Annotated in this window: 10 protein-coding genes and 1 pseudogene; 9 read left to right on the top strand and 2 right to left on the bottom strand. The window is 53.3% G+C overall.

The window, feature by feature from the left end; all coding sequences use genetic code 11:
• The first annotated feature begins 28 nt into the window (after positions 1–28).
• The 8 genes from MRBBS_RS11565 (at position 29) to MRBBS_RS11530 (ending at position 9,030) form a co-directional block, all read left to right on the top strand.
• Complete coding sequence (locus MRBBS_RS11565; RefSeq protein WP_014871704.1) at positions 29–1,123, top strand: ABC transporter ATP-binding protein; 1,095 nt, start codon at positions 29–31, stop codon at positions 1,121–1,123.
• Positions 1,123–2,223 carry an ABC transporter ATP-binding protein gene (locus MRBBS_RS11560; protein ID WP_014871703.1) on the top strand — a complete coding sequence of 367 codons (1,101 nt, stop codon included), beginning with the start codon at positions 1,123–1,125 and terminating at the stop codon, positions 2,221–2,223. The genes MRBBS_RS11565 and MRBBS_RS11560 overlap by 1 nt, the downstream gene beginning before the upstream one ends.
• Positions 2,223–3,089 carry a carbohydrate ABC transporter permease gene (locus MRBBS_RS11555; protein WP_014871702.1) on the top strand — a complete coding sequence of 289 codons (867 nt, stop codon included), beginning with the start codon at positions 2,223–2,225 and terminating at the stop codon, positions 3,087–3,089. The genes MRBBS_RS11560 and MRBBS_RS11555 overlap by 1 nt, the downstream gene beginning before the upstream one ends.
• Positions 3,090–3,099: 10 nt before the next feature.
• Positions 3,100–3,906, top strand: coding sequence for a carbohydrate ABC transporter permease (locus tag MRBBS_RS11550; RefSeq protein ID WP_041635271.1), 807 nt, complete (start codon positions 3,100–3,102; stop codon positions 3,904–3,906).
• Between the two features lie 11 nt (positions 3,907–3,917).
• Positions 3,918–4,193, top strand: coding sequence for a DUF2160 domain-containing protein (locus MRBBS_RS11545; protein WP_014871701.1), 276 nt, complete (start codon positions 3,918–3,920; stop codon positions 4,191–4,193).
• Positions 4,194–4,459: 266 nt separating this feature from the next.
• Positions 4,460–6,208, top strand: coding sequence for an ABC transporter substrate-binding protein (locus MRBBS_RS11540; protein ID WP_014871700.1), 1,749 nt, complete (start codon positions 4,460–4,462; stop codon positions 6,206–6,208).
• Between the two features lie 202 nt (positions 6,209–6,410).
• On the top strand, positions 6,411–8,417 hold the full coding sequence (locus MRBBS_RS11535; RefSeq protein WP_014871699.1) for a methyl-accepting chemotaxis protein: 2,007 nt from the start codon (positions 6,411–6,413) through the stop codon (positions 8,415–8,417).
• Between the two features lie 85 nt (positions 8,418–8,502).
• Entirely contained in the window at positions 8,503–9,030 is a 528-nt protein-coding gene (locus MRBBS_RS11530) for a methylated-DNA--[protein]-cysteine S-methyltransferase (protein ID WP_014871698.1), read from the top strand.
• Here MRBBS_RS11530 and MRBBS_RS11525 read toward each other — a convergent pair.
• Positions 8,984–10,756, bottom strand: a complete 1,773-nt coding sequence (locus MRBBS_RS11525; protein ID WP_014871697.1) for a diguanylate cyclase domain-containing protein — start codon at positions 10,754–10,756, stop codon at positions 8,984–8,986. The genes MRBBS_RS11530 and MRBBS_RS11525 overlap by 47 nt on opposite strands.
• Positions 10,757–11,063: 307 nt before the next feature.
• Here MRBBS_RS11525 and MRBBS_RS11520 point away from each other — a divergent pair.
• A pseudogene (locus MRBBS_RS11520) lies at positions 11,064–11,654 on the top strand (SLC13 family permease); the annotation flags it as partial.
• Positions 11,655–11,688: 34 nt separating this feature from the next.
• On the opposite strand, the gene MRBBS_RS11515 reads toward MRBBS_RS11520, so the two are convergent.
• The gene (locus MRBBS_RS11515; RefSeq protein WP_014871694.1) at positions 11,689–12,711 is read right to left on the bottom strand and encodes a polysaccharide deacetylase family protein; all 1,023 of its coding nucleotides are present in this window, start codon (positions 12,709–12,711) and stop codon (positions 11,689–11,691) included.
• Positions 12,712–12,743 lie beyond the last annotated feature (32 nt).

Here is a 12,743-nt window from a genome sequence, read left to right as displayed (position 1 = left end):
GTTTCCACAAGAACAACAAGGAACAGATATGTCCTTAACCCTGGAGAACCTCTCCCACAGGGTCGACGGTGTCGACTATATCCGGAATGCCAATCTCACCTTTCAGGCTGGCTCTTTCAATGTGCTGCTAGGTCGAACGCTCTCGGGCAAGACCTCGATGATGCGCTTGATGGCCGGGCTTGATAAACCCAACGAAGGTCGGTTGATCTTCAACGGCCAAGATGTAACCGGACAGAGCGTGCAAGCCCGGAACGTCTCGATGATCTACCAGCAGTTCATCAATTACCCAGGCATAACCGTGTATGAAAACATCGCGTCGCCTTTGCGCCTGGCGAAAATGACTGAGTCTGAGATTGACCGCCGGGTGAAAGAAACCGCGGCGATGCTGCAGATTAGCCCCCTTCTGAAGCGCTATCCTCTTGAACTTTCCGGTGGCCAGCAACAGCGTACGGCGATGGCGCGAGCATTGGTTAAAGATGCCACATTGGTGCTGTTCGATGAACCCTTGGTCAACCTTGATTATAAATTGCGGGAAGAACTGCGGGCCGAACTGCGCGACCTGTTCCGTGAACGCCAGTGTATTGCGGTATACGCCACCACGGAAGCCAACGAAGCCTTGGCGTTAGGCGGTACAACCACGCTGTTGCATGAAGGGAGTGTGATTCAGAACGGTCCGGTTATGGATGTGTACCGGTCACCGGTAAATACCCTGGCTGCGCAGCTGTTCAGCGAACCGCCGATGAATATGATCCGCGGACGCGTGACAGACACCGAAGTAACGTTTGATGAATACTCCCATCATGCTTTGACTCAAGAATTGTCCAAACTGATGCCAGGAGATTACTGGTTCGGGGTTCGCCCTAGCCACATCGCTCTGGTGCCGGCCAACGACGACGATCTTGAAATTTCGATGGAAGTCGCGCTGAGCGAAATCAGCGGTTCGGAAACGTTTATACACATCGAAAACAGCCATTTTGAAATGGTGATGCAGCTGATGGGTGTTCACCAATACCACACCGGTGCCCCGGTTAAGGTCTACCTGCCCATCAACAAGCTGTTCGTTTTCGACAGCGCCGAAAAGTTGGTGCAAACACCATCGCGGATACCAGGAGGGGCTGTCTAATGGCTGAAATTCAATTGAAATCACTGGCTCACAGCTACAGCGATAAGCCTGGCGGGCCAGAAGACTATGCGATTCGCCAGCTCGACCACGTTTGGCATGAAGGCGGCGCCTACGCTCTGCTAGGGCCATCTGGTTGTGGCAAAAGCACCATGCTGAATATTATTTCCGGCCTGGTTCAGCCTTCTGAAGGTGAAGTACTGTTTGACGGTAAGCGGGTCAACGAGCTGTCGCCGCGGGATCGTAACATCGCCCAAGTGTTCCAGTTTCCGGTTGTTTACGACTCCATGACCGTGTTTGATAACCTGGCATTTCCGTTAAAGAACAACAAAATACCGAAGTCACGCATCAAGGCGCGGGTGCAAGAAATTGCCGAAGTGCTGGAAATTGAAGACAAGCTCTACAAGAAGGCTAAAAATCTGACCGCCGACGAAAAGCAGAAAGTGTCCATGGGGCGCGGTCTGGTGCGGGAAGACGTGTCGGCCATTCTGTTTGATGAACCGCTTACGGTGATTGACCCCCAGTTGAAGTGGAAACTGCGGCGCAAACTGAAGCAGATTCACGAGCAGTTTGACATCACCATGGTGTACGTGACCCACGATCAGCTGGAAGCGTCTACATTTGCCGACAAGATTGCGGTGATGTATGGCGGCCAGATCGTTCAGTTCGGCACGCCCACCGAGTTGTTCGAGCAGCCTAACCATACCTTTGTTGGCTACTTTATTGGCAGCCCGGGTATGAACCTGGTTGAAGTAGAGCGTAGCGCCGCAGGGGTTCGTTTCAGGTCTACTCAGGTAGACCTGGCGCCGTGGCAGGTCGAACTGTTGAAACGCCTCACATCCAAAAACATCAAAATCGGGATCCGTCCGGAATTTATCCAGCTGTCCCCGACTGCTTCGGACGACACCTACGAGGCCGAGATTCTGGATATGGAAGACCTCGGTACCTACAAAATTATCACCGTGCAGCTGGATCAGCAGGAGATGAAAGTGCGGATGAACGAAGAGTTTGAGGGCGCCATTGGCAGCCGCACGAACCTTTCGTTCCCGCAACAGTGGCTGAAGCTGTATGTCGATGAATTCCTGGTACAGGAGCAGCAGTGATGCAAAAAATTCAGAATAACCGCGCGTGGTGGCTGGTGTTGCCGGTATTTTTGCTGGTCGCTTTTTCAGCGTTGATCCCGTTGATGACCGTTGTAAACTATTCGGTACAGGATATTTTTGGCCCGGGGCAGGCGTTTTTCGTCGGTACCGAGTGGTTCAAAGAGGTCCTGGGTGACGAGCGTTTGCAGGATTCCCTGATTCGCCAGTTCATGTTCTCTGGCGCTGTGCTGCTTATTCAGATCCCGTTGGGCATCAGCGTTGCGCTGATGATGCCGAAGTCTGGCATTAAAGGGTCTGTGTGTCTGATTCTGATCGCTATTCCGCTGCTGATTCCCTGGAACGTGGTAGGCACCATCTGGCAGGTTTTCGCCAGGGGCGACATTGGCCTGTTTGGCTGGGGTCTTAACGAGCTTGGCTTTGACTACAACTACACCGGCGACACCGTCGACGCGTGGTTAACGGTTTTGCTAATGGACGTGTGGCACTGGACTCCGCTGGTAGCGCTGCTTTGCTACTCGGGCCTGCGCGCCATCCCGGAAGCCTTTTATCAAGCAGCTGAGATTGACCGCGCCTCTAAATGGGCAGTGTTCCGTTACATCCAGCTTCCACGGCTGAAAAGCGTGTTGATCATTGCGGTGCTGTTGCGCTTTATGGACAGCTTTATGATTTATACCGAGCCGTTTGTATTGACCGGCGGTGGGCCTGGCAGTTCGACCACCTTCTTGAGCCAAACATTGACCACCATGGCCATCGGACAGTTTGACCTGGGTCGTGCAGCTGCCTTCTCGCTGATCTACTTCATGATTGTGCTGTTGATTTCGTGGCTGTTCTTTACCGCCATCACTCAAGCTGACAAAGAAAAATAAGGAGAGTGTGATGAAACAAACCCGTTTAAAAAGCGTCGCGATCACCCTTTTTATAGCGCTTTTGCTAACCCCGGTTTACTGGTTATTGAATATGTCGTTCAAAACAAACCAGGAAATTCTGGGGGGCCTTACGTTTTTTCCAAAAATCTTCACCCTTGATAACTATGCGGTCATTTTTAGTGATCCCAGTTGGTACAATGGCTACTTGAACTCGATGACGTATGTGTCCATGAACGTGGTCATCACGCTTCTGGTGGCGTTGCCGGCCGCTTACGCATTCAGCCGCTACAAATTCCTGGGCGACAAGCATCTGTTTTTCTGGCTGCTGAGCAACCGAATGGCGCCGCCGGCGGTATTCCTGTTGCCATTCTTCCAGCTGTACTCGTCGATTGGTCTGTTTGATACACACATTGCCGTTGCACTTGCGCACTGTTTGTTCACCGTACCTCTGGCAGTGTGGATTCTGGAAGGCTTTATGAAAGGTGTACCGCGTGAGTACGACGAGATGGCCTTTATTGACGGTTACAGCTTTCCAAGGTTCTTTATCAAAGTATTCCTGCCAATGATCCGCTCTGGCATCGGCGTAACCGCGTTTTTTACCTTTATGTTTTCATGGGTAGAACTGTTGCTTGCCCGCACTCTGACATCTGTAGACGCCCAGCCGATTGGCGCCATCATGACGCGGACCATCGGGGCCAGCGGTATTGATTGGGGTGTGCTGTCGGCAGCCGGCGTTCTGACGATTATTCCCGGCATATTGGTGATTTGGTTCGTTCGTAACCATGTGGCCAAAGGCTTCGCTCTCGGACGCGTATAAGGAGAATACTGATGATTGACTGGATGAACTGGACCCCCACGGTCGTAATCTTTTTTGTGGTGATCGCTTCGATTCTTGCGGTTATGACTGTTTACGAAGTCGTTTCGCCTTGTCGTGAGCGCAAAGGATTTTTGCCTATCGAAACCACTCGTGGCGACCGGTTGTTTATTGGCTTGCTGTCGACCGCTTACATTCATCTGACCTTTCTTGCGGTCAGCGATGTGAGCTTGTGGGTAGCGCTGGCGGTCTCTGTAGCCTGGATGGGCGTGTTGCTGCGCTGGGGTTAAACCAAAGCGGTGCATTGAAAAGCACAGTGTGTCTTGAAATAATGGACAATATTTGGTTAAAAGTGGTTGTAAAGGATTCGGAACCGAACTATTTTTAAATCCATGATCGAAAGCGATCATTAACCAATTCGCGAGCACAACGTTTAGTGCGTATAACGTGCAATGTGTACCACGCTTTAAGGACTCTAGTGCTATAAGTGATGTAGATGTAAAAACGGAGTGCGGTCTGGTCCCGCTCCATCCATAAAAAGTAAATGAGGTCGGGTATGTTCAAAAATAACAAACATCCTAAAACTCTTATACTCAGTGCCGCGATTGCCGCTGCCAGTATGAGTCTGAGCCTGCAAGCTTACGCCGATCAGTATTCGGACGCGGCTGAAAAGTGGGTGAGTGAGTCATTCAAAAAGTCGACTCTCAGCAAGGAACAGCAGCTGGCGGAGATGGCGTGGTTTACCCAGGCTGCGGAAGAGTTCCGTGGAATGGAAATTAACGTGGTTTCAGAAACCATTGCCACTCACGAGTATGAATCCAACGTTCTGGCTAAAGCATTCTCCGAAATTACCGGCATCAAACTGACCCATAACCTGATCCAGGAAGGCGACGTTATCGAAAAGCTGCAGACCCAGATGCAGTCAGGCCGAAACATTTACGACGGCTATGTGAATGACTCCGACCTGATCGGTACTCACTTCCGGTACGGTAAGGTTGTAGCAGTTGACGACATCATGGCTGGCTCTGGCAAAGATCTAACTCTGCCAACGCTGGATCTTGAAGATTTTATCGGGTTGGAGTTTACCACTGGGCCTGATGGCAAACTGTATCAGTTGCCTACTCAGCAGTTCGCCAATCTGTACTGGTTTCGAGCTGACTGGTTTGAACGTGAAGACCTGAAAAAGCAGTTTTCAGATATCTACGGTTATGACTTGGGCGTTCCGGTAAACTGGTCGGCCTACGAAGATATTGCCGAGTTTTTCTCGGTTCACGTGAAAGAAATTGATGGCAAGAAAGTATACGGCCACATGGACTACGGCAAGAAAGACCCGTCTCTTGGCTGGCGCTTCACTGATGCCTGGTTTTCTATGGCGGGTGCCGGCGACAAAGGCCTGCCTAACGGCTTGCCGGTAGACGAGTGGGGTATTCGGGTTGAAGACTGTCGTCCGGTCGGTTCCAACGTGTCCCGTGGCGGTGCCACCAACGGCCCAGCAGCGGTTTACGCGACCACCAAGTACGTGGAATGGATGCAAAAGTATGCGCCGCCCGAAGCAACGGGTATGACCTTCTCTGAATCTGGCCCAGTACCTGCCCAGGGCGCCATCGCCCAGCAGATTTTCTGGTACACGGCCTTTACCGCCAGCATGATCGAAGAAGGACTGCCGGTTGTAAATGAAGACGGTACTCCGAAATGGCGTATGGCGCCTTCGCCCCGTGGCCCTTACTGGGAAGAAGGCATGAAGCTGGGCTATCAGGACGTAGGTTCCTGGACCTTCCTGGAATCAACTCCTGAGAAGCGTCGCCTGGCGGCTTGGTTGTACGCCCAGTTCACGGTTTCCAAGACTGTGTCTCTGGAAAAAACCGTTGCTGGCCTGACGCCGATTCGCGAATCTGACCTCAACTCTGACGTAATGTCGGAAATGGCGCCGAAGCTCGGTGGTCTGGTTGAGTTCTATCGCAGCCCGGCACGGGTTCAATGGACGCCGACTGGCACCAACGTTCCTGATTACCCGAAGTTGGCCCAGTTGTGGTGGCAGTACATTGCCCAGGCAGCCAGTGGCGAAGCGACTCCTCAGGAAGCTTTGGATGGCTTGGCAGATGCTCAAGATCGCGTAATGGAGCGTCTGGAACGTGCCAACGTACTGGAAACCTGCGGTCCTAAGCTGAACGAGCCGCGTGACCCGCAGTACTGGTTGGATCAGCCGGGCGCACCCAAGCCCAAGCTGGCCAACGAAAAGGTACAAGGCGTAACCGTACCTTACAATGAACTGCTCAAAACTTGGGAAGACGCTCGCAAGAGCTAACTCCCGAAGACCGATGCAGGTCGCAATCGAATCTCTCGATTGCGACCTGCAATTCACCGTTACCATGGTGAGTCTGGTTAATTTCTCATTTCCCCCCCGATTATATTAGGTCACATTATCTGTCCTGGCCCACGTGTTTTTTGTCGGCCTTTTCTGCTCTTTTGCTCAGTTCATTTTGGGCTAGTGGTGAGAGTAAAAAAACATGAATAAAATCTCAGTCATTCACCGGCTCTACGCTGGTTTTGCGATTCTTTGTTTAATCATTGTTTGTTGGGGCGTGTTTAACAGTCGCATTATGTCGTCTTTCTCGGACACCACCCACGAGCTGACATCAGACTACTTTCCCCTCGCTGCTCAAATCCAACAAGTTGACACTCACCGGGCTGAAGCCGGAAAGCAGGCGCTTTCTATGATGGCGGCAGAAGACCCCGATGTGTTGTCTGTCAGGCTCTCTGCGCTTGAAACAACCATTAGTACATTAAACATGTTAGCGAATGGTATTTCTTCGTTAGACAACATAGAAAAATTTCCTGTGGTGCAAACTCGAAATCAACGTGTCGCACAGAATGTTATCGCGTTGAAATTGTCCGTTGATCAGCTGGACGAATACAATCGTTCGGTGTTGGAAGTTTCCGAAATAGTTAACGAAGGTTTGTCAGCATTTCTGGCTAATAACGCAGAAATGAAACGGCTCTTAGTGAGAGAGGGCACGGAACCCGCCGGTGACGATATTTATATCCGGGACTTGTTTACTACGATTATGGAAAACTTGGCGAACATTGAACTGCTCATTATGCGAATGGTCAGTACCGACGATGCAAATAAACTCGCGAGTGTCATCGAGAATCTGCGGATGAATACCCAGATCATTGAACCGGATATTAATGCGTTAGTGTCAGAAGTTCCGCGACTGGAAGGGCTTCCCGTTTTGATCAGTCATTTTATGGCGGCGGTGAATCAAGATGACGGCATCATTAACCAGTACTTGGGTTATCGTCAGAATCGCCTGAAGCTGGCTGAGGCCGGGCGGGAAGTGGATCAGCACTTGGGTGATCTTGCGGATAATCTCGACGGGATGAGAGTGGCGGTTTCAGACCGGATTACCCAAACGGTCGCGGTGCTTGACGAGTCTGCCAGGCGGTCCGAACAGTTGGTTTACTGGTTGTTATCGCTGGTTGTTTTGTTCGCTTTGGGTACCTCGGTGTGGCTTGCCAGAATGATCAGCCTGCCCCTTAGGGCCACACTTTCGCACTTGGCCAGCATGGCAAAGGGTGATTATTCGCGCCGACTGGAGTTCAACGCCAAGGGTGAGTTTATTGACCTTAAAGCTTCCGTGAACCAGTTGTCAGACGCTATGGCGACTGTTCTGGGAAGCCTGCAGCAGGCGGGTGGCGACATTGCCGTTATTGCAACAGGCAATGCCCGTTTTGCCCGGGACTTCAATGAACGGGTGCGCGGACAGTCTGAAGAACTCGTTGCCATAGCGGCGGCTATGACCCAAATGGAGGCGTCTGCTCGCGAGGTGGCGGGTTCAGTACGGGGAACTCACGAATTGGTCGGTGAGATAAATCAGCAGGTTGCAGAGAACCTGTCCGATGCAGAACGTGGAAGCCTCTGTGTGGCAGAGCTCGAGACCCAATCCGGTCACACGGCGGCCAAGCTTCATGAACTTGAAAAGGCGTCTCAGGACATCGGGCGAATTACCGAAGTGATCGATGGTATCGCCAATCAGACGAATCTACTGGCATTGAACGCCGCGATTGAATCTGCCCGGGCCGGAGAAGCCGGGCGCGGCTTTGCAGTCGTCGCGGACGAGGTTCGGGGCCTGGCCCGGAAAACCACGGAAAGCACCGAGACCATCCGCACGTTGGTAGAGCGTCTTCAGGGTGAGGCATCAGAATCCGTCCGCTCAATGAATAATAACTTTTCGCAACTGGCGGCAGTCAGAACGCTGATGGCCAGTGTTTCCGAAGGCGCCGAAAAGATCCGCAGTGCCATGGCGCGAATTCATCACGGAGCCGATCAAACCCGTTTGGGGATGGATGAACAGGAAAGTGTAAGTAAGTCGGTTGCTCGCCAGGTAAACGAAATCAGCAGCTCCGCAAACGCCAGCCTTGATGAAATTGACGAACTCGTTGCAACCTGCGAGCGCCTTGAGGCCTCTGTCGGCAATATCGAAGCTTTGGCGGGGCGATTCCGCGTTAATTAATTTGGCCTGCTCGGTTCTGATTACGCGGCGGCCGAAATTTGCGCCATACTGCTTTCTTACGCTGGCGTAAAAAGAGGAGGTCGCTATGTCATCATCTCAAGTCGCAGAGCACATCACCTGGCAATCAGCGCAATGCTATCTCGGCCAGGTGCTTGTGGCCTGCAGTGACACGGGTGTGTGCGCTTTGCTGACCGGGCAGACACTGCCACCACTAATGGAGCGATTGCGCAGCCGCTTCCCACGCGCTCAATTATGCCAAGCAGAGAGTGCTTGCCCGAGTTGGCTGGGCAAAGTGAAAGCCCACCTGACAGACGGCCGCAGCGCGGAACCCCTAGCTCTGGATTTGCGCGGTACGAAGTTTCAGCAGCAAGTCTGGCAAGCGCTACAAAGCATTCCCAGTGGTGAAGTCATCAGCTACGCCGAGCTGGCGCGGCGGGCAGGGTGCCCAAAAGCTGTGCGCGCCGCCGCCAGCGCTTGCGGGGCCAACCCGGTGGCTGTGCTGGTGCCTTGCCATCGGGTATTGCGCAGCAATGGCGACCTGGGCGGCTATAACGGTGGTGTTGCTATCAAAAAAGCGCTGCTGGCACATGAGCAGACGCTATCTGCCCGCTAATTTCGTTTTTTTCGTTTTCGGCGTTTGTAAATAAGCAAATGGCGTTACGGCCGGCGCGTTTGGCCGAATACATGGCCGCATCGGCCCTCTCCAGCAGCTGACGGGCGGTGTCGGCTTCGCTCGAATACAGGCTTATGCCTACGCTGGCGCTGGCGCTCAGGGTATGGCCATCAATTTGATAGTCCTCGCGGTGCTTGTTCAGCAAGCGCTGCGCAATCTTTTTTGCCGCTTCGGGACTGTTCAATTCTGGCAGTATCACCACAAATTCATCGCCGCCAAGGCGGGCTAATGTGTCGCCCTCGCGAAGGCAGGTCTGTGCTCTTTCGGTGAACTGAAGCAGCAAAGAATCGCCTACTTGATGCCCCAGAGTGTCGTTAATCTGTTTGAAATGATCCAGGTCAATGAACAGCACGGCTAGCACCAGTCGGTTGCGGTGGGCCTGGCGGATAGCGTGTTCCAGGCGGTCTTCCATCAGCCGGCGGTTGGGGATGCCGGTGAGCGCATCGTAATAGGCCATCTGGCAAATGCGTTCCTCGTTGCGGCGGTTCTGGGTGATGTCGGTAAACAGGGCCGCGTAGTGGGTTATGATGTCATCATCATCTGTTACTGCAGTAATGGTCAGCAATTCCAGATACAGCTCGCCGGTTTTGCGCCGGTTCCAGATTTCGCCACGCCATACGCCTTCCCGCCCCAGGGCTTGCCACATCTGGTCGTAAAAGGCTTTGTCATGGCGACCAGACGAAAGCAGCGCCGGCGTTTTACCAATGACATCGTCCGTGTTGTAACCGGTCAGTTGGGTAAACATGGGGTTAGTGAATTCTATGCGCGATTTGGCATCGGTAATCATGATGCCTTCCATTGAAGAGGAAATCACCCGCTCAGCCAATTGCAGGGTTCGCCGCGACTGGGCCAGGGCCGAGTCCCGAAGCTCCAGTGCAGCGCGTAAATCCTGCATATATAGCTGTTCCACACCGGCAAGCATCTGACCGTAGCCCACCAGGCCGATCACCTGGTTATCGTCATTGATCACCGCCAAGTTACGGATGCGCAGGTTCATAAGGCGATCACGGGCGTGAATAAGCGGCTCGTCCTCGTGCACGGTTATCAATGGGCGGCTAGCCAGGGGGCCGACCACTTTATTACCGGTATTGCGGCTGATAAGACGGACTATGTCGCGCTCGGTAAGAATCCCCAATCCCAGCTTTTTACAATCAATAATCGCCGCATGAGCGCGGTTTTTGTACATGCTAGCCGCTGCTTCCGCCAGGGTCTTATCACCGTCTATAGACAGTGGCATTGTGGCGGTGGCGGAGCGCACGTCTCGCAAACGCAGATAGGGTTCAATACCTTGGTTTATCGCCATGTCAGTTTGCGAGAGAATACCGGCTGCCTTGCCATCGGCGTCGACCACCAGTAAGTGACGTTTACCGGTTTCACGGAATTTAACCGCGGCTTCCTGCATGGGCATGTAGGTGGGCACGGAGATAACCGGTGAGCTCATTACCGAACTGACCGGCAGGGCAAAGATCGAAGATGATGTAAAATCAAGGCCCAGGGCATCGCGCTCTGTCCAGATGCCCAACACGTCGTCATTGCGGATAACCAGAATGGAACTGACACTTCGCTCCGCCATCATTGCGGCGGCCGTGGCTATAGTAGTATCAGGCTCGCAATGTAGAAGGGCACCGCTGTGCATCAGTCGGGAGACAAGAAGTTGCGGTACCATACGAATAGAATCCTGTTTGCGGTGCCATGCTGAAGGCATGAATTTACAGAAGAATTTGATTAAGTATGCCTTAAACGGGTTGATCTACCAATAGCACCTGTCGCTTTTGTGTTGTGTATACAGTGTTTGGTTTTACATCGGTGTCTTAACAAAATGGAACAAATGATATTAGCAACCAGCCTTTGTCAGTGGAGCCGCCGAAAGGTTTGCCGCGAAGTCAGGTAATCGGATTGGTGGTCGGTTTGGCCGGCTTTTTGGCGTGCCTGATTATACCGCCGCCTGGTGGTATGTCAGTCGAGGCCTGTGCCGCTTCGGCACAGCGTTACTGCTGGCGATTGCCTACTCCGCCAGTATTGGCGGTATTGCCACCTTGATTGGCACGCATCCCAACGCCTTGTTGGCGGTTTATTTGTTGGATACCTAGGATATTGAAGTGGGCTTTTCACAATGGATGCTGCTGGGGCTGCCGGTTGCTGTGGTGATGCTATTGCTAGTGTGGTGGTGGCTGACCCGAGTCGATTTTGGTATCGGTCGCGCTGATGACAGCAGCGAAATGATCCGCCGCGAGATCGAGGCCCTTGGGCCTCTTGGCCGCGGTGAAAAACTGGTGGGGCTGGTGTTTGTACTAACGGCGAGCGCCTGGATATTCCGCCCGTTGCTGTCGGCTAACCTGGCGCCCTGGCTGAGTGATACGGGTATCGCCATTGCCGCTGCGTTGGCGTTGTTCCTGATTCCGGTGAACACCCGCGAGCGCAAATTTCTGCTGGACTGGGAGATCGCTGAAAAATTGCTTTGGGGTGTGTTGCTGCTGTTCGGCGGTGGCCTCGCCATGGCTGGCGCTATTAGCAGCTCCGGCTTGGCCAGTTATTGGTTGATGAACTGGGTGTTTGGCCTGTGATGTCTAGGCGCCAGCTGTGGTGGCGCTCAGGCATTTAATCTTCTGGCCGGGATAAATTCAGCCAGGGTTGGGACAGCCAATAAAAACGTCCGTCGCCTGCGGGGTAGGTGCAGTTATAGCGAAAGCGGCGGCTGCTGAATGCAGCGGGCGCTTGAACATTCGCCTGCTGTGCGTTGGCGGTTACCTTGATTCGGCCCTGGCCGGAGCCAAAGCAGGTCAGTTTATCTGGCGTGAATCCACTCGGCAGAGTCATCCGCAGGTGCGGCGGGTTAGCGCTGACAATACCGTCTGGAAGATCCTTGGCCGGCACGGGTAAAGCCTTACTCAGCAACTTGTTCTCCAGGCCTTGTAGCTGCCCATAGGCGTTGGCCATGGGAAATCGTGGCAGTCGGGTGCGGCTTGAGGTTGCGCCGACGGGGCCGGATTGCTGCCCGAAGGCCAGCCAGCCACGCTGGTTCATTTGCTGTTCCAGTGCTGCATCAAATTCGCCATAGGGGTAGGCAAACATTGGCGGGGCACTTCCAAACTCTCTTTCAAGCAACGTTTGCGCACCATCAAGGCTTTGACGAACACGCTCTCGCCACTGCTCCACTTTCTCGTTAGGTGCTTTGGCCAGGTGCCCGTGGCCAGCGCTGTGGTTGGCAATGGTCGCCAGGCCCGTAGACTCCAGTTCTTGCAGCTGCTGTAACGTCATAAAACCGCTGTTGCCGATGGTGTCGGTGTTCACAAACAGGGTGTAGGGATAGTTCAGTCGCGTCAAAATGGGTGCTGCGTTGGAATATACAGAACTGTAGGCGTCATCAAAGCTCAGGGCAACGGCATCGCCGCCATCACCCGCCAAGGCTTTTTGCGTTGCCTCGTACAGTGGTTCAACCGACAGCCCGAGTTGTTCGATCATTTGCAGTTGGGCTTGAAACAGTGCCAGCGAAGTACTGGTGGCGCCGGGCGTGTTATTGCTGATGTGGTGGTACTGCAATATGGCCAGATCTGCGCTGGCGCCCGCAGGCAATGCCAGTGCGATAGCCAGCGTGGTGGCTACAAAATCCTGTCGGCGCATGTAAAATTCCTTCATTTTAAAGGGTGGCCCTC

It is taken from the genome of Marinobacter sp. BSs20148 (assembly GCF_000283275.1).
GTDB lineage: Bacteria > Pseudomonadota > Gammaproteobacteria > Pseudomonadales > Oleiphilaceae > Marinobacter > Marinobacter psychrophilus.
The sequence above is the reverse complement of the archived record's forward strand: the minus strand, read 5'-3'. Positions and strand labels throughout refer to the sequence as shown.

What these genes read in the sequence shown, in the direction of transcription:
- MRBBS_RS11565 (WP_014871704.1), top strand. Translation starts at nt 29, where the DNA reads ATGTCCTTAACCCTGGAGAACCTCTCCCACAGGGTCGACGGTGTCGAC.
- MRBBS_RS11560 (WP_014871703.1), top strand. Translation starts at nt 1,123, where the DNA reads ATGGCTGAAATTCAATTGAAATCACTGGCTCACAGCTACAGCGATAAG.
- MRBBS_RS11555 (WP_014871702.1), top strand. Translation starts at nt 2,223, where the DNA reads ATGCAAAAAATTCAGAATAACCGCGCGTGGTGGCTGGTGTTGCCGGTA.
- MRBBS_RS11550 (WP_041635271.1), top strand. Translation starts at nt 3,100, where the DNA reads ATGAAACAAACCCGTTTAAAAAGCGTCGCGATCACCCTTTTTATAGCG.
- MRBBS_RS11545 (WP_014871701.1), top strand. Translation starts at nt 3,918, where the DNA reads ATGATTGACTGGATGAACTGGACCCCCACGGTCGTAATCTTTTTTGTG.
- MRBBS_RS11540 (WP_014871700.1), top strand. Translation starts at nt 4,460, where the DNA reads ATGTTCAAAAATAACAAACATCCTAAAACTCTTATACTCAGTGCCGCG.
- MRBBS_RS11535 (WP_014871699.1), top strand. Translation starts at nt 6,411, where the DNA reads ATGAATAAAATCTCAGTCATTCACCGGCTCTACGCTGGTTTTGCGATT.
- MRBBS_RS11530 (WP_014871698.1), top strand. Translation starts at nt 8,503, where the DNA reads ATGTCATCATCTCAAGTCGCAGAGCACATCACCTGGCAATCAGCGCAA.
- MRBBS_RS11525 (WP_014871697.1), bottom strand. Translation starts at nt 10,756, where the DNA reads ATGGTACCGCAACTTCTTGTCTCCCGACTGATGCACAGCGGTGCCCTT.
- MRBBS_RS11515 (WP_014871694.1), bottom strand. Translation starts at nt 12,711, where the DNA reads ATGCGCCGACAGGATTTTGTAGCCACCACGCTGGCTATCGCACTGGCA.